Origin of the sequence: Pseudomonas sp. NPDC087804 (assembly GCF_044742965.1) — a bacterium.
Classification (GTDB): Bacteria; Pseudomonadota; Gammaproteobacteria; order Pseudomonadales; family Pseudomonadaceae; genus Aquipseudomonas; species Aquipseudomonas rustica.
Window position 1 is genome coordinate 80021 of sequence record NZ_JBIUVN010000016.1, and the last position, 21063, is coordinate 101083.

Consider the following 21063-nt stretch of genomic DNA (forward strand, 5'->3'; position numbering starts at 1 on the left):
TCCTTGAAGCTGTGCAGTACGCGCAGCGGTACGTTGTACTTGCCGGCGAATTCCACGGCACGGATCTGCAACACCTTGGAACCGAGGCTGGCCATTTCCAGCATCTCTTCGAAGGTGATCTTGTCCAGACGCTGAGCGACCGGCACAACGCGCGGATCGGTGGTGTAAACACCATCAACGTCGGTGTAGATCTGGCACTCGTCAGCCTTCAACGCCGCAGCCAGTGCCACGCCGGTGGTGTCGGAACCGCCACGACCGAGGGTGGTAATGTTGCCGTGCTCGTCGACGCCCTGGAAACCGGCGACAACTACCACGCGACCTGCTTTCAGATCACCACGAATCTTCTGGTCATCAATCTGCAAGATACGCGCTTTATTGTGCGCACTGTCGGTCAGGATCCGCACCTGATTACCGGTGTACGACACCGCCGGCACACCGCGCTTGATCAGCGCCATGGCCAACAGGGCAATCGTCACCTGCTCACCGGTGGAAACAATCACGTCCAGCTCACGCGGAACCGGTTGACCGTCGCCACTGATTTGCTTGGCCAGATCGATCAGACGGTTGGTTTCGCCGCTCATTGCAGACAGCACAACCACCAGGTCATCGCCGGCATCGCGGAATTTCTTAACCTTGTCGGCGACCTGCTCGATTCTCTCGACAGTACCGACCGAGGTGCCTCCAAATTTCTGTACGATCAAAGCCATTTCAAAGCCGCCTCTGCCCATGAAGGGCGCCCAATAATCACTCGAACAGCCGCCGCGCCCGCCACTAGACTGCGGGCGCGACGGACCGTCTTATAAACCCTGCTCGACGAATGGAACGGTCAGCGCCAGTGCACCATCCAGCGCGCCGGCATCAACGCCACCGCCCTGCGCCATGTCCGGACGACCACCGCCCTTCCCGCCCACTGCCGCAGCAGCTTGCTTCATCAAATCACCGGCTTTGAGTTGGCCAGTCAGGTCTTTGGTTACGCCTGCAACCAGAACGACCTTTTCCTCATGGACACTGCCGAGCAGGATCACTGCGCGGCCGAGTTTGTTCTTCAACTGATCAACCAGCGCCAGCAGCGCCTTGGCGTCCTGACCATCCAGACGTGCGGCCAAAACCTTCACGCCTTTGACGTCCAGTGCCGAGGACGACAGATCATCGCCCGCCGCACTCGCCGCCTTGGCTTGCAACTGCTCGAGTTGCTTCTCCAGTTGGCGGTTGCGCTCGAGCACAGCCGACAGCTTGTCGATCAGGTTGTCGCGGCTGCCCTTGACCAGGCTGGCCGCTTCCTTGAGTTGTTCTTCTGCAGCATTCAAGTAGGCCAGTGCCGCGGCACCGGTGACCGCTTCGATACGACGCACGCCCGAAGCCACACCGCCTTCGCTGATGATTTTCAGCAGACCGATGTCGCCGGTACGGTTGGCGTGGATACCGCCGCACAGTTCGACGGAGAAATCGCCGCCCATGCTCAGCACGCGCACGTTGTCGCCGTACTTCTCGCCGAACAGCGCCATCGCGCCTTTGTTCTTCGCGGTGTCGATGTCGGTTTCTTCGGTTTCAACGGCGGAGTTCTTGCGAATCTCGGCGTTGACGATGTCTTCCAGCGCCTTGATTTGCTCAGGCTTGATCGCTTCAAAGTGGCTGAAGTCGAAACGCAGACGCTGACTATCGACCAACGAACCTTTCTGCTGAACGTGCTCGCCCAGAACCTGGCGTAGTGCAGCGTGCAGCAAGTGCGTGGCCGAGTGGTTCAACGAAGTGGCGTGACGCACTTCGGCGTCGACGTGGGTTTCCACTGGCGCGCCGATGGTCAGGCTGCCCGAATCCAGCACACCGTGGTGCAGGAATGCGCCGCCGGTTTTGGTGGTGTCGCGCACGTCGAAACGGCTGCTGCCGGCCTGCAGATAACCGCAGTCGCCGATCTGGCCGCCGGACTCAGCGTAGAACGGCGTCTGATTCAGAACGATCACCGCCTCTTCGCCTTCATTCAAGACGTCGACCGACTGGCCATCTTTATAGATAGCAACGATTTTTGCCGAACCGCTGGTGTCTTTGTAACCGGTGAACTCAGTGGCCACGTCAACCTTGACCAAAGTGTTGTAGTCCAGACCGAACGAGCTGGCCGAACGCGCACGCACACGCTGGGCTTCCATCTCACGTTCGAAGCCGACTTCATCGACAGTCAGGCTGCGCTCGCGGGCGATGTCGGCGGTCAGGTCCATCGGGAAACCATAGGTGTCGTAGAGTTTGAACACTACGTCGCCCGGCACCACGGTGCCTTTGAGTTCCAGCAAATCCTGCTCGAGAATTTTCAGGCCGTGCTCCAGAGTCTTGGAGAACTGCTCTTCTTCAGCCTTGAGCACGCGCTCGATGTTGCTTTGCTGCTTCTTCAGTTCCGGGAAGGCTTCGCCCATCTCGGCAACCAGTGCGGCAACGATCTTATAGAAGAAGCTGCCGGTAGCGCCCAGCTTGTTACCGTGACGGCAAGCGCGACGGATGATCCGGCGCAGTACATAACCGCGACCTTCGTTGGACGGCAGCACGCCGTCGGCGATCAGGAAACCGCACGAACGGATGTGGTCGGACACGACTTTCAACGAAGACTGATCGCCGTTTTCGCAGCCAATCGCTTCAGCCGAGGCCTTCAGCAGGTTCTTGAACAGGTCGATGTCGTAGTTGGAATTGACGTGCTGCATCACCGCACTGATCCGCTCCAGGCCCATGCCGGTGTCGACCGACGGCGCTGGCAACGGATGCAAGACGCCATCGGCAGTGCGGTTGAACTGCATGAACACGTTGTTCCAGATCTCGATGTAACGGTCGCCATCTTCTTCCGGCGAGCCCGGCGGGCCGCCCCAGATGTGGTCGCCGTGATCGTAGAAAATCTCGGTGCACGGACCGCACGGGCCGGTATCGCCCATGGTCCAGAAGTTGTCGGAGGCGTACGGCGCGCCTTTGTTGTCGCCGATACGGATCATGCGCTCGACCGGCACACCGATTTCTTTGGTCCAGATGTCATACGCTTCATCGTCGGAGGCATAGACGGTGACCCAGAGTTTTTCCTTCGGCAGTTGCAGAACGCCGGTCAGGAAGGTCCACGCGTAGGTAATCGCATCCTTCTTGAAATAGTCACCGAAGCTGAAGTTACCGAGCATTTCGAAGAACGTGTGGTGACGAGCGGTATAACCGACGTTTTCCAGGTCACTGTTCTTGCCACCGGCACGCACGCATTTCTGGCTGCTGGTCGCACGGGTGTACGCACGTTTTTCCTGGCCCAGGAAGCAGTCCTTGAACTGGTTCATCCCCGCGTTAGTGAACAGCAGGGTTGGGTCGTTGCCCGGAATCAAAGAGCTGGAGGCTACACGGGTGTGGCCTTGCTCTTCGAAGAAGCGAAGGAAGGCTTCACGTATTTCTGCGCTTTTCATTAGGTTCTTCCACGGAGGCTGCGGCCAAAGGCCTGTTCGAAACGTCAACAGACGAAGCGACGGCAAAGGGCCGCATTATATCGGCCCTGCGCGCGGGGTACAGCGTGTTTATACGATAGAAACGGTCAATTGGACGGCTAACGCTGTCACTTGCGCGAAAAGTCGACGAATGTCGCGATCACTTGCTCGATTTGCGCGCGACTGACGTCCATGTGCGTGACCATACGCAGACGCGCGGCGGCGCTCAACTTGATCCCGCGTTCGCCGGCAAACGCCTTGATCGCTTCGGCTTTGTCGCCCATTTGCACATAAACCATGTTGGTTTGCACCGGTTCAACGCTGAAACCTGCTTCACGCAGACCGTCGGCCAAAAACTGCGCGTTGGCGTGGTCATCCGCCAGACGCTCGACGTTGTGATCCAGCGCATACAGCCCCGCCGCCGCCAGCAACCCGGCCTGACGCATGCCGCCGCCGACCATTTTGCGCAAACGCCGGGCCTTGCCGATCAATTGCTCGGAACCGCACAGCACCGATCCCACTGGCGCACCGAGTCCTTTGGACAGGCACACCGATACCGAATCGAAATGTTTAGTGATTTCCCGCGCATCGACACCTAGCTTGACCGCGGCGTTGTAAAGCCGCGCGCCGTCGAGGTGCAGTTGCAAGCCGTGGTCTTGGGTGAATTTACGCGCCCGCGCCAGATATTCCAGCGGCAGCACTTTGCCTTGCATGGTGTTTTCCAGCGCCAGCAAACGGGTGCGAGCGAAATGAAAGTCGTCCGGTTTGATCGCCGCCGCGACTTGATCCAGATCCAGCGAACCGTCGGCCTGCACTTCCAGCGGTTGCGGCTGAATCGAACCGAGCACCGCCGCGCCGCCGCCCTCGTACTTGTAGGTGTGCGCCTGCTGACCCACGACGTATTCGTCGCCGCGCTCGCAGTGCGCCATCAATCCCAACAGATTGCTCATGGTGCCGGTCGGCACGAACAGCGCGGCGGCAAAGCCCAAGCGTTGAGCCAGTTCGGCTTCCAGACGATTGACCGTCGGGTCTTCGCCGTACACATCGTCACCGGTATCGGCCGCGGTCATCGCGTCGAGCATGGCGGGTGTCGGTTGGGTGACGGTGTCGCTGCGAAGATCGATAACGCTCATGAACCTGGCCTCAATTCAGCAGGGGAAATCCCTTTACGAAGGTCAATTACTGCGGTCATGAGGCAGATTATTCAAGCCTTTAATGAGAAAAGGCCACGTAACTCCTGAGGAAAGCGCAATCCATGTGGGAGCGGGCTTGCTCGCGAAGGCGGACTGCCGGACAACATTTGCGTTGAAGGTTAAATCGCTTTCGCGAGCAAGCCCGCTCCCACAGGTTGTGTATTTCGGTCGGCCGGTATTGAGTATGCAAGCCCTGAAAATATGTGTTAAAAACGCTGCGCCGCCCGCGAAAGGGCGGCAAAAACGTTCTCAGGGCGGGGTGCAATTCCCCACCGGCGGTAATTGCGCGCAATGCGCATAGCCCGCGAGCGCTTGGCGACGAATACGACTTCGGTTGAGATCGGCGGCAAGGTCAGCAGACCCGGTGTGATCCCGGGGCCGACGGTCATAGTCCGGATGAAGAGAGAACGGGATTAACGCCAAAGGGCCGTCTGCGCGATGTTGTGCGTGTGCGCACCCTTGAATCCCTTTCGATTCATAACGCCCTGTTTTTCACACAAACAGGAGTCAGAACATGCAACCCACCGCTATCGACAGCAAAAGCAAACACCCACACGGCGAGCGCGTTGCGTTCATCCAGGCCTGCTGGCACAAAGAAATCGTCGACCAGAGCCGAAAAGGCTTCGTCGCCGAAATGATTGCCCTGGGTTATCAGGAATCGGACATCGACATCTTCGAAGTCGGCGGCGCTTTTGAAATGCCTCTACACGCCAAGTTGCTGGCCAAAACCGGTCGTTATGCCGGCATCGTCGCCGCAGCCCTGGTGGTGGATGGCGGCATCTACCGTCACGAGTTCGTCGCCCAATCGGTGGTCAGCGGCCTGATGCAAGTGCAGTTGGAAACCGAAGTGCCGGTGTTTTCGGTGTCGCTGACGCCGCATCACTTCCATGCAGGTGACGAGCATCAGAAATTCTTCTTTGAGCACTTTGTACACAAGGGTCAGGAAGCGGCGCGGACTTGCGCGGATACGCTGCGCAAGGTTCGTGCACTGCGCCGTACTGAGCCGCATGCAGTAGCCGTCTAAGTCTCTAAAGATCGTTCCCACGCTCTGCGTGGGAATGCCTCAATGGACGCTCAGCGTCCGCCTTGAGACGCGGAGCGTCCCGGGCTGCATTCCCACGCGGAGCGTGGGAACGATCATCGGGTCAGGCGAGGTTTTCGTCGCTGGTCGGGACGATCAGGATGCCCGCGCGCAGGCCGTTCTTGACCTTGGGATTAGGGAAGATGATACGCGCGCCCTCTTCCTCAATGATCCAGCGGGTATTGGCCAGATCCTCAGCCAGCACATAACCCATCTCCAATTCGGAAAAGTTTTCAATGTCCTGCGGCAGGTTTAGGCGGAACGCATCGCTGTGCTTGATGATTTCCCGCGCGACACTGAACAACTGCAAACCATCCAGCTGCGCTTCAGCCATTTCCGGCTCAGTGCCTTCAATGATCTGCTTCAGACGGGTTTCCAATAGCGAGACGTTAACCCCGTCGTTCTGCCCGAACGGCCGCGCCTTGCCCAGTTCCAGCGTGAAAGCCTCGGCGCCGAGCTTGTCGTAGGTGTAAGAGCTGAACACGATCGACGGTTTGTTCTGCAGCAGCACCGCTTCCATCCCGGCAGCGCGCAGGCGCGCCAGTTCAAGGCGTGAATGCTGACGACCTTCCTTCCACGGATACAGCGCGAACTGCTCGATCTTCGAGCCGCGAATCGCTGTGTGCAGGTCGTAGTGCAGGCGCTGGCGATCCGGCAGGCTGAAGAAACTCGCCGCCAAACGTTCCAGCTCACAGGCTCGCAGCGCTTCTGAGCCACTGCTTTGTTCGTGACGGCCATTGAACAGCCGATTGACGTCCTGCTCGACAAAGCGCTCGCCTTTGCGAATCGCTTCGGGGTTGCCGAACAGGAACAGAATGCGTGCGCGCGGCTTCAGATCGCCGCGTGCGATGTCGTGCAGCAGCCGATCAAGCAACTCGATCGGCGCTGTTTCGTTGCCATGGATCCCTGCCGACAGCAGCAGATCCAGGCCATTGTCGCGCGCTTCGGGTGGCCGGACTTCCAGCGCCCCTTCGCTCAACCAGCGCATGCGCACGCCTTCGACAGTCAGTTGAGTCTTCTCCGCCGGTTCGCGGCCGGCGAGGGTCAGTTCAAGCAGTTTGCCGAGGGCGAGCATAGAGCGGTTTCCTTAGTGGTCGTGGTTGCAATCCGGGCCGTGCACGTGGTCTTCGTCGTCGCCAGCGTCAGCCGGTTCCATTTCCAGTTGCAGACTTACCAGATTAGTCGCCAATGGGCGCAGCAGCAGGTTGGCGTATTCGGCGTCACCTTCTTCAACGTCCACGCCGATCAGCAACTGGCCACGGCCGTCCTGCTGAATCCACAGCTCTTTGCCTTGCCACATGACCGCAACGCGGGTGCAGGAGGTCTCCAGTTGCGTGCCGTCGGTGTCTTCAAGGATCAGCTGCAGGGAATCGCTCATGTTTTTACTCTCTTGGTGAGACAAGCCGCGCGCCGCGTTCAGGCGACGCGCCGGCCATCAATTGATCTGGAATGGATAAACCGCGCCCAGTTTAAGGATTTGCGTCAGTTCATCCAGTGCCGTCCGGCATTCAAGCAACAACTGTGGATCCGCCAGATCGGTTTCGCTCAGGCGATCGCGGTAGTGCTTCTCGACCCATGCGGTCAACGAACCGTACAACGGTGCCGTCATGATAACCCCTGGGTTGACCGCCGCCAGTTCGGTTTCGTTAAGCGCGACGCGCAGTCGCAGGCACGCTGGACCACCGCCGTTTTGCATGCTTTGCTTGAGATCGAAAACCTTCACTTCGCGGATCAGACCGCCGGAGCTGGTCAGGCTTTGCAGGTAAGCCCAGACGCGTTCGTTGGCCTGGCACTCTTGCGGCACGATCAACAGCATCGAACCGTCAGGACGCGAGAGCAATTGGCTGTTGAACAGGTACGAACGCACCGCGTCATCCACGGTGACTGCCGAACGCGGCACACACACGGATTGGAAGTTACCACCGACTTTGGCCAGTTTGCTTTGCAGTTCGGCCAGCATCGACTCGGTGTCGAGGAACGCGTCCTCGTGATAGAACAAGACCTCGCCATTACCCACGGCAATCACGTCGTTGTGGAACACGCCCTGATCGATCACGTTCGGGTTCTGCTGGGCGTAAACCACGCCTTCGTCACGCAGACCGTGCAGACGCGCAACGGCTTGCGAAGCTTCGAGAGTCTGCCGCGCCGGGTACTTTTGCGGCGCCGGGAAACGGTTGTCGAACGCGCTGCGACCGAACACAAAGAACTCAACGCCCGCCTCACCGTACTCACGGCAGAAACGCGTGTGGTTGGCCGCGCCTTCATCACCGAACTGCGCCACCGCCGGCAACGCGGCGTGATGGGCGAAGTGCTGCTGATTGGCGAACATCGCACCGAGCACGCGGCTGGTGGTCGGGTGCTCGATGCTGCGGTGGTATTTGCAATTGAGGTTGGCGGCGGTGAAATGCACGCGACCATCGGCGGTGTCGGCACTCGGGCTGACCGTGGCGGCGTTAGCCACCCACATGCTCGACGCCGAGCAACTGGCGACCAGCAGCGGCATGGCTTCTTTGGCGGCGCGCTCGATCACTTGCGCGTCGGTACCGCTGAAACCCAGACGGCGCAATGCGGCTACGTCCGGACGCTCTTGCGGCGCCAGCACACCTTGCTGAAAGCCCATTTCCATCAGCGCTTTCATCTTCGCCAGACCTTGCAGCGCCGCTTCCTTCGGGTTCGAAGATTGCTGGCTGTTGCTCTGGGACGCAACGTTGCCGTAGGACAGACCACCGTAGTTATGGGTCGGCCCCACTAGACCGTCAAAATTGACTTCATAGGATTTCATCAGCGAGGCTCCACGAGAATCTGTTGTTATAGGCTTCAGGTAACAATTCAGTCAGACCGCGTCGCGGCGATCGCGAGCAGGCTCACTCCTACAGGTTTAGCGGTGAATACACATGTTGTGTACGACACAAGTCCTGTAGGAGCGAGCCTGCTCGCGAATGGCCGTTACGCCATTTTCACGCCTGGCGTTAGGGCCGATGGCAACACCAGGCTCGGTGTTTCCAGCGACGCTACCGGGTACGCGCAGTAATCCGCTGCGTAATAGGCGCTGGCGCGATGGTTGCCCGAGGCACCGACACCACCAAACGGCGCGCTGCTTGCAGCGCCGGTCAGCTGTTTGTTCCAGTTAACGATGCCGGCGCGGCTTTCCAGCCAGAACTGCTGATAACGCGCTTCGGAATCCGACAGCAAACCCGCAGCAAGCCCATAAGCGGTGTTGTTGGCTTCAACGATCGCTGCTTCAAAATCAACGTAGCGGATCACTTGCAGCAACGGGCCGAACAGTTCTTCGTCCGGACGCTCGGCAACCGCCGTCACATCAACGATGCCCGGCGTCAGCAACGCGGCTTGTGCTTGTGGCTGAGTCATTTCCAGCAGCGACACTGCGCCGTTGGCCAGCAGATGTTCTTGAGCGTCCATCAGCGCTTTCGCCGCGCCGAGGGAAATCACCGAGCCCATGAACGGTGCCGGTTGCTGATCGAATGCGCCGACTTCAATGGTCGCGCTGACTTCAACCAGACGCTTCAACAGGCTATCGCCCCACGCGCCTTGCGGCACCAGCAGGCGGCGTGCGCAGGTGCAACGCTGACCGGCAGAGATGAACGCCGACTGAATAATCGTGTAAACCGCCGCATCCAGATCCGCGACCTGATCAACCACCAGCGGGTTGTTACCGCCCATCTCCAGCGCCAGAATCTTGTCCGGACGACCGGCGAATTGCTGGTGCAGATGATTGCCCGTGCGGCTCGAACCGGTGAAGAACAAACCATCGATGCCCGGGTTCGCTGCCAGCGCGATGCCGGTTTCCCGGGCGCCTTGCACCAGGTTCAGAACACCCGCTGGCAGACCGGCTTCGATCCAGCACTTGACCGTCAACTCGGCCACTTTCGGCGTCAGTTCGCTTGGCTTGAACAGCACGCTGTTACCCGCCAGCAGCGCCGGCACGATGTGGCCGTTCGGCAAGTGGCCGGGAAAGTTGTAAGGGCCAAACACTGCAACCACGCCGTGCGGTTTGTGGCGCAGCACAGCAGTGGCGTCGCCCAACGGGCCGCTCTTCTCGCCGGTACGCTCGCGGTAGCTCTGCACCGAAATCGCGATCTTGTTGACCATGCTGGTCACTTCGGTCGCCGATTCCCACAGCGGTTTGCCGGTCTCTTCACCAATGGTGCGAGCCAGTTCGTCAGCGTGGTTTTTCAGCGACGCGGCGAAAGCCTCAAGCACCGTGATGCGCTCGTCCAGCGTGCGACGTGCCCAGCCCGGGAACGCCTGACGCGCAGCTTGCACAGCCGATTCAACCTGAGCCGCCGTGGCGCCCTCCCCCGACCACAGCACTTGCTGGGTCACAGGGTTCAGCGATTGAAAGGCCTCGCCCTGACCGGCCAGCCACTCACCTGCGATGTATAGCGAATTCATTATTTCGACTCCCGTGCAGCGGACAACGCCACGGCGCGCACTTGATCGCCAGCGTTGAGTTGAAGACGTTTGGCGGTCTGCGGATCGACCACCAGCGTGCCGGCAGCGAGACGCGCCGGCGCAGCGGTGATGCGGCAGTCTTCGCGCTTGCGGTTATGGATGATGAACGGCGTGGCGTCGTCGCCCGGCGTACCCACGGCGAGCACCAGCGCTTCGCTGTCACGCACCGCGCGGATCTTGCCGGTTTCGCATTCGATGGCCGGGCCGGCGTCGAAGATGTCGACGTAACCCTGATAGCTGAAACCTTCGCCCTTGAGCATTGCCAAGGCAGGCTCGGTGTCCGGGTGAACCTGGCCGATGACCTGACGCGCGCCTTCGGACAGAAAGCAGGTGTACAGCGGGAATTTCGGCATCAGTTCAGCGATGAACGCCTTGTTGCCGACACCGGTGAGATAATCGGCCTGGCTGAATTCCATCTTGAAGAAGTGCCGACCGAGGCTTTCCCAGAACGGCGAACGACCGGCGTCATCGGAGACACCGCGCATTTCGGCGATGATCTTGTTGCCGAACAATTCAGGGAATTCCGCGATGAACAGCATCCGCGCCTTCGACAGCATGCGACCGTTCAGACCACTGCGGTAATCGGCGTGCAGGAACAACGAGCACAGCTCGGAATTACCGGTCAGGTCGTTGGCCAGAAACAGCGTCGGAATCTCGCGATAGATATTCAGTTCTTGCGAGGCGCTGACGGTCAGGCCGACACGGAAGTTGTACCAAGGCTCACGCATGCCGACAGCGCCAGCAATGGCGGAAATCCCCACCACGCGGCCGTCATCGTCTTCGAGCACGAACAGGTAGTCCGCATCACCACGGCCGGCTTCGCCGCGAAAAGTCTTCTCGGCCCAGCCGACCCGATGGGCCAGACGTTCTTCGTTGGCCGGCAAAGTAGTCAGGCCGGTGCCGGTGCTACGGGCCAGGTCGATCAGCGCGGATAAATCGCTGCTGCGTACGGGACGAACAATCATGCTATCTCCTCAAACGGGCCGCCTTCGCCACCCGTGAAACTCGCTAAGGCGTTAAACCGCCACCAGGCGCACGCTGGCACCTTCACCGACGCCCAGGGCTTCGGCCGCTTCCAGATCCAGAGTCACCGGTTTACCCGGCGCGTAATCCAGTTCCAGCAGCACCGCGCGGTAATCCTGCAACTGCGCGTTGGCCACCAGATACTGGCGTCCGGCGCCTTTCACCGGCTCGCCGATCTTCACTGGCACCACGCGGCTCTGGGCGATCGAACGGATCCCCGAAACACGCGCATGCAGGGTCGGCCCACCGTCGAAAATGTCGATGTAGTGATCGGTCTCGAAGCCTTCGCGCATCAGGATGTCGAAGGTGATCTGCGCACGCGGGTGCACCTGGCCCATCGCCTCTTGAGCGGAGTCCGGCAGCAGCGGCACGTAGATCGGGTAATGCGGCATCAGCTCGGCGAGGAACGTGCGGCTTTTCAGCCCGCACAGGCGTTCGGCTTCGGCGTAATTGAGGTCGAAGAAGTTACGACCAATCGCGTCCCAGAACGGCGAGTCGCCATTCTCATCGCTGTAACCAACGATCTCGGTCACCACCGAATCAGCGAAACGTTCGGGATGGCTGGCGACGAACAGCAGACGACCACGGGAATTCAGCTCCGACCACGGCGACCCGACCAGCTCACGCTGCACGTAGAAACTGGTCAGCAAGCTGTTGCCGGTCAGGTCGTGGCACTGCGAGAGCACGTGAATCTTGTTGTGGATCTTCAACTCGCGGGAAGCGTGGACGAAGGTCTCGTTACGGAAGCTGTAGAACGGCTCCGAGTAACCGGCGGACGCAACAATTGCCGAGCAACCGACCAGTTTGCCGGTGGTGGATTCTTCGAGGACGAAGAAATAGCTCTCTTCACCGTTGAAGCTCACTTCGGCGGAAAACGACGCTTCGCTCGCGGCGATCTTGTCGCTCAGACGTTCCACGTCATCCGGCAAGGAAGTGACACCAATCGGGCTGTCCGCAGCCAGACGCTGTACCTCGCCCAGATCAGCCATTTGCGCGGGGCGCATCACCAGCATGGTGTCACTCCTTTTCTCTTATCAATTCACAGAAGAAATAACCGGGCCTACATGGAGATCAATGTAGGAGTGAGCCTGCTCGCGATTGCGGTCTGTCAGAAACCAATGAGTCGACTGACATACCGCAATCGCGAGCAGGCTCACTCCTACAGTTGATCTGGTCCGGCATCAAAATTTTGATCGACGCCTGAAAAGCTCCAGGCGCCGAAGGGTCTATCAGGCTTGCGTCAGTGCTGCAGCCGCGCGCTCGAAACGATCCAGACCGGCATCGATATCAGCGTCTTCCACTACCAGGCTCGGAGCGAAGCGGATCACGTCCGGGCCGGCTTGCAGAATCATCAGGCCTTCTTTTTCAGCGGCGTTGAAGATGTCTTTGGCCTTGCCTTTCCACGCTTCGCTGAGCACGCAACCGATCAGCAGACCGAGGCCACGCACCTGTGTGAACAGGCCGTATTTCTCGCCGATCTGCTCAAGGCGCGCCTTGAACTTGTCGTGCTTGGCGTTTACGCCGCTCAACACCTCAGGAGTGTTGATCACATCGATCACCGCTTCCGCGACCGCGCACGCCAGCGGGTTGCCGCCGTAGGTGGTGCCGTGAGTGCCGACAACCAGATGTTTGGCCAGCGCTTCGGTGGTCAGCATCGCCGCGATCGGGAAACCGCCGCCCAGGCTCTTGGCGCTGGTGAGGATGTCCGGGGTCACACCGTAATGCTGGTAGGCGAACAGCTTGCCGCTGCGGCCCATGCCGGTCTGCACTTCGTCGAACACCAGCAGCGCGTTGTTCGCGTCGCAGAGTTCGCGGGCACCTTGCAGGTAAGCCAATTCGGCTGGCAGCACGCCGCCCTCGCCCTGGATCGGTTCCAGCACGACCGCACAGGTCTTGTCGGAAACCGCCGCTTTCAGCGCGGCCAGGTCGTTATAAGGAACGTGGGTGATGCCGGTGATTTTCGGGCCGAAACCGTCGGAGTACTTCGACTGGCCACCGACGTTAACAGTGAACAAAGTACGGCCGTGGAAGCTGTTCAGCGCGGCGATGATTTCGTATTTCTCAGTGCCAAAACGGTCGAACGCAACACGACGGGCCAGCTTGAAAGCGGCCTCGTTGGCTTCAGCGCCGGAGTTGCAGAAGAACACGCGCTCGGCGAACGTGGCGTCGATCAGTTTGTGCGCAAGACGCAGGGCTGGCTCGTTGGTGAACACGTTGGACACGTGCCACAGCTTGTTCGCCTGTTCGGTCAATGCACCGACCAGCGCCGGGTGCGCGTGGCCCAAGACGTTAACGGCAATCCCGCCGGCGAAGTCGATCAGCTCGCGGCCGGCCTGATCCCAGACGCGGGAACCGGCGCCACGCACCGGAATGAAAGCGGCAGGCGCGTAGTTGGGAACCATTACCTGGTCGAAATCGGCGCGTTGTACCGCAGCGTGCTCAACGGACATCGGAGTCTCCTGAAGAGGAACACCCGCCTGAAACTGGCGAGCGATGGGGGGATTGTAAGGACAGTTTTCAGCCCGGCCTTGCCGCCAAGCGACAACTTCTTATAGCGCAAACCCCGGATTTTCCCGGGTTTACGGCAATGCGACATATAGCGTCGCAAAGGCGCAGTTTAAACTGCCCGGGCGGATCTGCGGTGGCTTCACTGTATTTGATCGAAGAATTCCATGTGCGGTAACTATGTACCGCACATGATGATTTTTTTTCTGATTTGCTGGGCGCTCTCCACACGCTAATGGATGAGCGTATGAACCTGTCACAACCGCTTCAACCTACCGTCCGTCTCGACGCTTTCGTTGCCGAGCACGACGACACGCATTTTCTGCATTTGCATCACGCCACACCTGATTGGCTGGCGAACGCTTCGGCACTTCGACGACATGCTTTGCGGCGCGGCACGCCACACCCTGAACCAGGGCTGGCAAGTTCTCCTCGTCAGCATCAGGCTCATCTGCGCACCCTGAATGCTCAGTACTGGACAGCGCAAAACCAAGTGGATCGCCTGCTCGCCGATCTCAAGGATGTCGACGCCTTTGCCGCGCCGTTGCTGACAGCGGCCATCAAGGATCAAGTCGGCCTGACACTAGACGTCAAAAACACCTTCGTGCGCCTGTACATTCCGGTGACAAATCCCTGGTTCGGATTCTCCACGGGCGCCCAGCGGATCTGGAGCGTGTCATTGCTGGATGCGGCGCTGCATAACTTCGAGCGCCACGAAACCGAAGCGGATGCGTTCGACCCCGACTCCTGCTTCATCACCCGGCCAGACGAGCACGAGCAGTTCGAAACGCTCCCGGACATCACCCGGACGCTATCGATACCCGACTTCATCAAACTGTGCCGAACGCTCGATATCGGCGCGCAATACCAGCAGCATCTGCAACATCAACTGGGTGTCACCCGACCCGACGTCGCGGCGACCTTACGTTTGCACGTTGAAACCAGTCAGAAGGCTGCACTGAAATCGGCGCTGTTGTACGCGCGGATGAACAACGACATTCAGGAGGATCTGTTCCGTCTGATCAGCGGCTTGATCGACGGTCTGCAAGGCATGCGGCTCGACGGCGAACCCCTGCGCAGCCAGAGCCTGTCACTGCTGTCGTCTGCACTGCACGGCATCATTGTCTTTGCGCCGGATCTGAACAGCAGCGAACACGCCAGTCGCGTGGTGGTCTATGTGCCGAACGACCCCGAGCACCCGATCAAGGAATACGCCTCCAGCGTCGCCTTCTCCACCGAACTGACGCGTCAGTTGCGCGAAAGCGACTACCAGGATTTTTTCAGTCGGTTTATTGCGCACAGCGAGCGCGGCCGCTTCTTTTCAACACTCAAGGCACGCTTGACCCAGATTCAGTTTTACCCGCACGAACGAGGCGATCCAAAACCTGCCTGGCGTGAAGTAGCAATTGAAAAACCCGACCTGCAGTTTCGCGCCCAGATCATCCAGGCATCGTTATGGCAGCAGCAATTTGAGGATGCGCTAAACAAAATCCTCAACGACGGGCCAAGCCTTGCAGTACCAACAGCATCGGTTGATCAGCAAGCGCGGTGGGCGTTTTGGGATTCACTGGTGAACATCGCTTCATCACTGCTCAACGTCGCTGCTTTCGTGGCCATGCCGTTCGTGCCGTTTCTGGGCGAACTGATGCTGGGTTATATGGCCTATCAGTTACTGGACGAGACCTTCGAAGGCATTATCGAGTGGGCGCAAGGGCAACGAACCGAGGCATTTCTGCACCTGCTGGACGCGGTGGAATCCGTCGTGCAACTGGGCATATTCGCCGCCGGCGGCATGCTGGTCGCCGGTGAGTTTCGTAACGTACTGCCGCAGCAAGTCGTGCGTTTTATCGACCGCTTCAAACCGGTTCGAGCACCGAACGGAAAAACCCTCTACTGGAAAGCTGACCTGGCCCCCTACGAGCAAGATGTTTCGTTGGCGAAAGAATCCCTGCCTGATCAGCACGGTTTGCACCAGGTCGATGGAAAACTGCTGCTGCCGCTGGACGGCAAAGTCTTCGCCGTCAGACCTGAGCCAGGCACCAGCGGCTTTCGAATTGATCACCCGAACCGTGCGGATGCCTATCCTCCAGCGCTTCAACACTTCCACACGGGCACCTGGCAAACGGAACTTGATCGCCCGCTCACCTGGCCAACCGACAAACTGCTGCGACGCATCGGCCACACGGTCGACAGCCTGTCACCCACCGAACTGGAACACGCCCTCAGCAGCAGCGGTTATCACGAAGATGTGTTGCGCAAATTTCACGCTGAGCGCGAGCCACTTCCACCCTTGCTGGAGGACACCCTAAAACGCTTCAGCATCGACAAAGGCATTCGCACGTTCATCGATCAAATGAACAGCCCTCACCTCGCGGAATTTTCGCGCGCCGACCCGATCACCCAATTGCAACTAATGACCGAACATTGCCCTTGGCCCGAGGACAAAAGCCTGCGTTTACTCAACGCTAAAGGAGAGACCATCTGGCAAAGCAATCGCCAGGATTTGCCGATGATTGAGCTGTACGAACCGCCGCCGGGGTCAGGTGATTTGCTCACGAACCTGTTGGCGAAGCTCGATGAAAGTGATCTCAAGACACTATTAAAAGAAGAACCTGGCCGACCTCCCCAAGCCTTTACCGCACGTGCGCGCGTACTGCGCAAAACCTTGGCGGACATCGCCACCGAACGCCGCAACATCCTGTTCAATGCACGCTACCGCGCACTCGAATACAGCACCGACGCCGCTTCGCGCGCACTCATCGACGCATCGCCCGGTCTCCCAACCAGCGTCGCCCGGGAAATCCTGCGCACTGCCACGGGCGAAGAACGCCAACAACTCAAGCAATCACTCGTCCCGAAACGGCTCATGCACCTGTCGCGCTGGGCCCTGGAGGACGTTCGCAGCAGTCGCGCCTTTGAAGGTTTGTACCTGGATTCGATCAACCCGCTGGACACTCATCGGCTGGCATTGCATTCACTTGAACGTGTCCCGGGATGGCCAAAAAACCTGCGAATCGACGTCCGTGAATACGGTACTCGCGGCACATTGCGCGACAGTATTGACCCCGGCGATGCCACCCTGCACAAAACCCTGGTGCTGCTTGAAGACGGCCGCTACCAGGCTTTCGACGATGAGAGCCAGCCATTGTCGGCGGCGCTCGATTTCTACAACGCCGTGTTGCAAGCCTTGCCCGACAATGCACGTGACGCGCTGGGCATCGACATCGGTGCCGGCGCGAAGCTCAAGCAGACTATCCGCAAGCACGCATTAGCTCGCGACGATCTGCAAAAAATCCTCGCCCTGCACCGTGAGCTCAAGCCAACCTACGATCCGCACACCATGCGTTTACCGGGAGGCAGCGAAGGCTATAGACACTTCAACCCTTATCTTCCGGTGCTTGAACAAGAGGCGATGGCGCTCAACCCGTCATTTACGCCTGAGCAATTTCAAGCATTCATGCAAAGACTGATGACCTACCCGGCGGGCCCGCGCATGGAATTGTCTCGGCTCACCGCCGAACTGGCTAAATTGCGACAGGATCTGAACGACTGGACAGCGCAAACACCCAGGCTGCATCCAGTGACCGGCACGCGGCTGGATGTTGCGACGTTCTCCGAAGCCAAAAGCAATCGACTGGCCTTCAAGGAAGCTCTGCAGCGTTGCTGGCTAGAACGCACAACGCTCGACAGCGAAAGTCCCGAGGCACGATCACTGCTGCAGTTCGCTCTTCCGATCGTTGGGGAGCTTCCGCAGCTCACAGCAGATTTCAGCCACGTCACGCACCTGTCACTGGACGGCAGTCATGGCACGCTGGGCGCAGACCGCTTTCTGCGGTATTTCCCGCGATTGCAGCATCTGGAGATTCGCAGTTTCAATCTTGGGAATGTGCCCCAAGCCGTTAGTGTCATGCCCAATCTGTCTCAACTGATACTGGCTGAGTGCAGCATCACCCTTGATGACGCAGCAATGACCACGCTGAGCGGGTTGACCTCACTGAGCGCGCTGGATCTGTATCGCAATCCGTTGAGACGCGCGCCCGACATCACAAACATGCCCGCGCTGGCCTACATTGATCTCGGCGACACCGGTATCGCTGATCTTCCCAACGGCCTGGTGAATCATCCGAAACTGACGACCGGTATTTTCAACAACAACCAGATCAGTGACATTCCTTTGGGGTTTTTCCATTACCCGCCGGAAGTCACTTCAGGTTTCGATTTCGCCCACAACCCCTGGTCGAACGTGACACGCGACAGGATCAGAGCGCACTTTCACCAGTTTGGGCAGACGCTGGGAGTGCTCTGTGAAGAGGTCGACATCACGCGAGTCAAACAACTTTATTCGTTGTTTAACGACCAGGAAGCCAGCCAGTTTTTTTATCGTCTGGCCGGGCTCACACATGACGCCCGACTTGAACTGACTCGACTGGAAAGCGAGTACTCGAACCTCAGAGAGAGCCTGGACGCCTGGACCGGTGATATTCCGGCCATCAACCCATTCACCAACAACCCGTTCACCTTGGTCGAACTGGCGGAGGAGCAATCAGCACGCGATGAGTTCAAGGCCCTGGTCGAAGAATGCTGGCGCAAAGAAAGCGAGTTCGACGAACTCGGCGAGCACGGTGAGACGCTGTACGAGCTCAACCTGCCTACCACGATCATCGGAGAATTACCGGCGCTGAACGCAGACTTCAGTCATGTGTCGACCTTGACCTTGTTTAGCGAAGAAGGCGCCACGTCGGGTGCCAACCAGTTCCTGAATTGCTTTCCCAAACTCAGGACGCTGAACATTCGCGAGTTCTCACTCGAGGACATTCCTCAAGCGATTTTCAGAATGGGTGATCTGACCGTGCTGTACCTGACGGAATGCAACATCACTCTGAGCGCGCACAGTAGAGCGGCCCTCGGGGAGATGGTGAACCTTGAGATTCTCGACCTGAGCTTCAATCCCTTGGCACTGGCACCGGATCTGCGACAACTGAATTCGCTGACAGACCTGATACTCAACAACACTGGCATCCAGCAAATCCCGGATGGCCTGTTCCAGCTCAAGCGCCTGATGAAGGCCGACTTAAGCAGTAATGCGATCACCGAGATGCCCAGCGATATCCTCGAACTTCCCGGAGAGGTTGCTGAAGCAATTAACTTTCGCGACAACCCGTTCGATGCGCAGAGCCAGATAATCCTCAGCGCCTACTTCAAAAAGCACGGCATGGACTTTGGCATCGAAAGCACGATCGACGAGGCGGAGATGGAAGTTTCAACGTCCGAGGGCTCGGAAATCGACGAATAGTGTTCGTCGACTGAAGCGCGGTGATCAACCGCGCTCTGGCGGCACCGATGACAATTCAAACGGGCTGCTGCTGCGCCGCTGGTTGCGATCTTCCCGCGGCGTGGCGCCGAAGAAATTGCGGTAGGCGCTGGAGAAATGCGGCCCAGATGAGAAGCCACACGACAGGCCGATCTGGATGATCGACTTGCTGGTTTGCATCAACATCTGCCGGGCCTTGTTCAGGCGCAATTCCAGGTAGTACTGGCTCGGCACACGGTTGAGGTATTGCTTGAAGATGCGCTCCAACTGACGACGGGACACGCACACGTGCTGGGCGATTTCGTCGGTGGTCAGCGGCTCTTCGATGTTGGCTTCCATCAGCAACACCGCTTGGGTGAGCTTCGGATGGCTGGAGCCGAGACGGTTCTGCAACGGGATGCGCTGACGTTCGCCACCTTCGCGAATGCGCTCGACGACCAGTTCTTCGGAAACGGCGCCGGCCAGTTCCGCACCGTGATCGCGGGCCAGTACCGCCAACAGCAAATCGAGAACCGACATGCCGCCGCAGGCAGTCAGGCGATCACGATCCCAGTCGAACAGATGACTGGTGGCGATGACTTTCGGGAAGCGCTCAGCGAAATCGTCCTGCCAGCGCCAGTGCACCGCCGCGCGATAACCGTCGAGCAAACCGAGTTGTGCCAACGGATAAACACCGGCAGACAAACCGCCGATAACCGTACCGGCACGTACCAATTGCTTGAGCGCACTGCTGAGTGCCGGGGCCAATGTGGTCGGCGGCTCGTCAGCGAGCAGGAACAGTTTCTGGAAATTTTCGAGCTTGCCCGCCCACGCTTCACCGGGCAGTTGCCAGGCACCTTCGGCCGGTGGTTCGGCTTGCAGGAACGACAGTTCGTAAACCACGTCCGGGTGCACCCGCTGAGCAACACGCAAGGCTTCCTCCGCCAGCGCCAGCGTCAACGCTTTAGTGCTGGGCCAAATCAGGAAACCAATTCGATGGGCAGTCATGGGCGGGCAATCCGAAGCGAAGAACAGTGATGAAGGCATGGGCCAATGCTAGCCCGTAAATGAACACAAATCTTGAGCCTGACGCAGATCCATCATCGGGAATGAAATGCCTTTCCCCTGTAGGAGCTGTCGAGTGAAACGAGGCTGCGATCTTTTGATCTTCAAAAACAGATCAAAAGATCGCAGCCTTCGGCAGCTCCTACAGTGAACGGAGCCAGCCTTCAGGTCGCGAAGCATGACCTAATTTGGTGCATAACGGCAGCGATTACTTGAGGCTGCCCGAGAGGAATTGTTGCAAACGTTCTGATTGCGGATTCACCAGCACTTCACGCGGGTTGCCGCTTTCTTCAACCACGCCTTTGTGCAGGAACACCAACTGGTTCGACACTTCACGGGCGAAGCCCATTTCGTGTGTTACCACGACCATGGTGCGACCTTCCTGAGCCAGCGCTTGCATCACCTTCAACACGTCGCCAACCAATTCAGGGTCGAGCGCCGAGGTCGGTTCGTCGAACAGCATCACCTCAGGTTCCATCGCCAGCGCACGGGCGATCGCCACACGCTGTTGCTCGCCACCGGAAATGTGGCCCGGGAACGCATCTTTACGATGGGCCACGCCGACCTTGTTCAGGTAGTACTCGGCTTTTTCGCGCGCTTCGTACTTGGGTACGCCGAGCACGTGAACCGGCGCTTCCATGATGTTTTCAATCGCGGTCATGTGCGACCACAGGTTGAAATGCTGGAACACCATCGACAGGCGCGAACGCATGCGTTGCAGCTGCTTCGGATCAGCGGCTTTCAGCGCGCCGTCCTTGTTCGCCACCAGTTTCAGCTCTTCGTTGTTGAGTAGAATCTTGCCCGCGTGCGGCTGCTCGAGCAGGTTGATGCAGCGCAGGAAAGTACTTTTGCCGGAGCCACTGGAGCCGATGATGCTGATCACATCGCCAGCTGCCGCTTTCAGGGAAACACCCTTGAGCACTTCGTGACTGCCATAGCGTTTATGCAGGTCTTGGACTTCAAGTTTGTACATGCGGTCGGTTCTCACAAAAACAGTCA

Annotated in this window: 14 protein-coding genes and 1 riboswitch; of the genes, 2 read left to right on the top strand and 12 right to left on the bottom strand. The window is 58.9% G+C overall.

Translation table 11 applies throughout. The features are described 5' to 3' along the window. The 3 genes from ACIOMO_RS19130 to ltaE form a co-directional block, all read right to left on the bottom strand. Window positions 1-707, bottom strand: a 707-nt coding sequence (locus ACIOMO_RS19130; RefSeq protein WP_401242862.1) for an aspartate kinase, incomplete at its 3' end; no start/stop codon positions are given. Between the two features lie 90 nt (window positions 708-797). After that, the gene (alaS, locus tag ACIOMO_RS19135) at window positions 798-3416 is read right to left on the bottom strand and encodes an alanine--tRNA ligase (protein WP_401242865.1); all 2619 of its coding nucleotides are present in this window, start codon (window positions 3414-3416) and stop codon (window positions 798-800) included. Between the two features lie 146 nt (window positions 3417-3562). Next, window positions 3563-4567, bottom strand: coding sequence for a low-specificity L-threonine aldolase (ltaE, locus tag ACIOMO_RS19140; protein ID WP_401242867.1), 1005 nt, complete (start codon window positions 4565-4567; stop codon window positions 3563-3565). Window positions 4568-4868: 301 nt separating this feature from the next. Further along, a riboswitch (FMN riboswitch) is annotated at window positions 4869-5040 on the top strand. A 101-nt stretch (window positions 5041-5141) separates the two neighbouring features. Here ltaE and ACIOMO_RS19145 point away from each other — a divergent pair. After that, window positions 5142-5651 carry a 6,7-dimethyl-8-ribityllumazine synthase gene (locus tag ACIOMO_RS19145; RefSeq protein ID WP_007919335.1) on the top strand — a complete coding sequence of 170 codons (510 nt, stop codon included), beginning with the start codon at window positions 5142-5144 and terminating at the stop codon, window positions 5649-5651. Between the two features lie 121 nt (window positions 5652-5772). Here ACIOMO_RS19145 and astE read toward each other — a convergent pair whose 3' ends face one another. From astE to ACIOMO_RS19180, 7 genes are all read right to left on the bottom strand, one after another. Next, window positions 5773-6783, bottom strand: coding sequence for a succinylglutamate desuccinylase (astE, locus tag ACIOMO_RS19150; protein ID WP_400651728.1), 1011 nt, complete (start codon window positions 6781-6783; stop codon window positions 5773-5775). 12 nt (window positions 6784-6795) lie between these two features. Continuing rightward, on the bottom strand, window positions 6796-7086 hold the full coding sequence (locus ACIOMO_RS19155) for a hypothetical protein (RefSeq protein ID WP_008077915.1): 291 nt from the start codon (window positions 7084-7086) through the stop codon (window positions 6796-6798). A gap of 57 nt (window positions 7087-7143) precedes the next feature. Continuing rightward, entirely contained in the window at window positions 7144-8490 is a 1347-nt protein-coding gene (astB, locus tag ACIOMO_RS19160; protein WP_053122860.1) for an N-succinylarginine dihydrolase, read from the bottom strand. Between the two features lie 164 nt (window positions 8491-8654). Beyond that, a complete protein-coding gene (astD, locus tag ACIOMO_RS19165) occupies window positions 8655-10124 on the bottom strand; it encodes a succinylglutamate-semialdehyde dehydrogenase (RefSeq protein ID WP_400755718.1) in 1470 nt (489 codons plus the stop codon). Next, window positions 10121-11146: an arginine N-succinyltransferase gene (astA, locus tag ACIOMO_RS19170; protein ID WP_053122864.1), complete on the bottom strand. Its 1026-nt coding sequence runs from the start codon at window positions 11144-11146 to the stop codon at window positions 10121-10123. Before astA ends, astD begins: the two co-directional genes overlap by 4 nt. Window positions 11147-11197: 51 nt before the next feature. Further along, complete coding sequence (aruF, locus tag ACIOMO_RS19175; protein ID WP_053122867.1) at window positions 11198-12217, bottom strand: arginine/ornithine succinyltransferase subunit alpha; 1020 nt, start codon at window positions 12215-12217, stop codon at window positions 11198-11200. A gap of 216 nt (window positions 12218-12433) precedes the next feature. Then, window positions 12434-13654: an aspartate aminotransferase family protein gene (locus ACIOMO_RS19180; RefSeq protein WP_141126185.1), complete on the bottom strand. Its 1221-nt coding sequence runs from the start codon at window positions 13652-13654 to the stop codon at window positions 12434-12436. Window positions 13655-13956: 302 nt separating this feature from the next. On the opposite strand from ACIOMO_RS19180, the gene ACIOMO_RS19185 reads away from it, so the two are divergent. Beyond that, on the top strand, window positions 13957-19002 hold the full coding sequence (locus tag ACIOMO_RS19185) for a dermonecrotic toxin domain-containing protein (RefSeq protein ID WP_401242873.1): 5046 nt from the start codon (window positions 13957-13959) through the stop codon (window positions 19000-19002). 24 nt (window positions 19003-19026) lie between these two features. Here the strand turns inward: ACIOMO_RS19185 and argR are convergent, their stop codons facing one another. Further along, window positions 19027-20007 (bottom strand): transcriptional regulator ArgR, encoded by a 981-nt coding sequence (argR, locus tag ACIOMO_RS19190; RefSeq protein ID WP_007912706.1) that lies wholly within the window; start codon window positions 20005-20007, stop codon window positions 19027-19029. Between the two features lie 265 nt (window positions 20008-20272). Then, window positions 20273-21037, bottom strand: a complete 765-nt coding sequence (locus tag ACIOMO_RS19195) for an ABC transporter ATP-binding protein (protein ID WP_401242876.1) — start codon at window positions 21035-21037, stop codon at window positions 20273-20275. Between the last annotated feature and the right edge of the window lie 26 nt (window positions 21038-21063).

What these genes read in the sequence shown, in the direction of transcription:
- alaS (WP_401242865.1), bottom strand. Translation starts at nt 3,416, where the DNA reads ATGAAAAGCGCAGAAATACGTGAAGCCTTCCTTCGCTTCTTCGAAGAG.
- ltaE (WP_401242867.1), bottom strand. Translation starts at nt 4,567, where the DNA reads ATGAGCGTTATCGATCTTCGCAGCGACACCGTCACCCAACCGACACCC.
- ACIOMO_RS19145 (WP_007919335.1), top strand. Translation starts at nt 5,142, where the DNA reads ATGCAACCCACCGCTATCGACAGCAAAAGCAAACACCCACACGGCGAG.
- astE (WP_400651728.1), bottom strand. Translation starts at nt 6,783, where the DNA reads ATGCTCGCCCTCGGCAAACTGCTTGAACTGACCCTCGCCGGCCGCGAA.
- ACIOMO_RS19155 (WP_008077915.1), bottom strand. Translation starts at nt 7,086, where the DNA reads ATGAGCGATTCCCTGCAGCTGATCCTTGAAGACACCGACGGCACGCAA.
- astB (WP_053122860.1), bottom strand. Translation starts at nt 8,490, where the DNA reads ATGAAATCCTATGAAGTCAATTTTGACGGTCTAGTGGGGCCGACCCAT.
- astA (WP_053122864.1), bottom strand. Translation starts at nt 11,146, where the DNA reads ATGATTGTTCGTCCCGTACGCAGCAGCGATTTATCCGCGCTGATCGAC.
- aruF (WP_053122867.1), bottom strand. Translation starts at nt 12,217, where the DNA reads ATGCTGGTGATGCGCCCCGCGCAAATGGCTGATCTGGGCGAGGTACAG.
- ACIOMO_RS19180 (WP_141126185.1), bottom strand. Translation starts at nt 13,654, where the DNA reads ATGTCCGTTGAGCACGCTGCGGTACAACGCGCCGATTTCGACCAGGTA.
- ACIOMO_RS19185 (WP_401242873.1), top strand. Translation starts at nt 13,957, where the DNA reads ATGAACCTGTCACAACCGCTTCAACCTACCGTCCGTCTCGACGCTTTC.
- argR (WP_007912706.1), bottom strand. Translation starts at nt 20,007, where the DNA reads ATGACTGCCCATCGAATTGGTTTCCTGATTTGGCCCAGCACTAAAGCG.
- ACIOMO_RS19195 (WP_401242876.1), bottom strand. Translation starts at nt 21,037, where the DNA reads ATGTACAAACTTGAAGTCCAAGACCTGCATAAACGCTATGGCAGTCAC.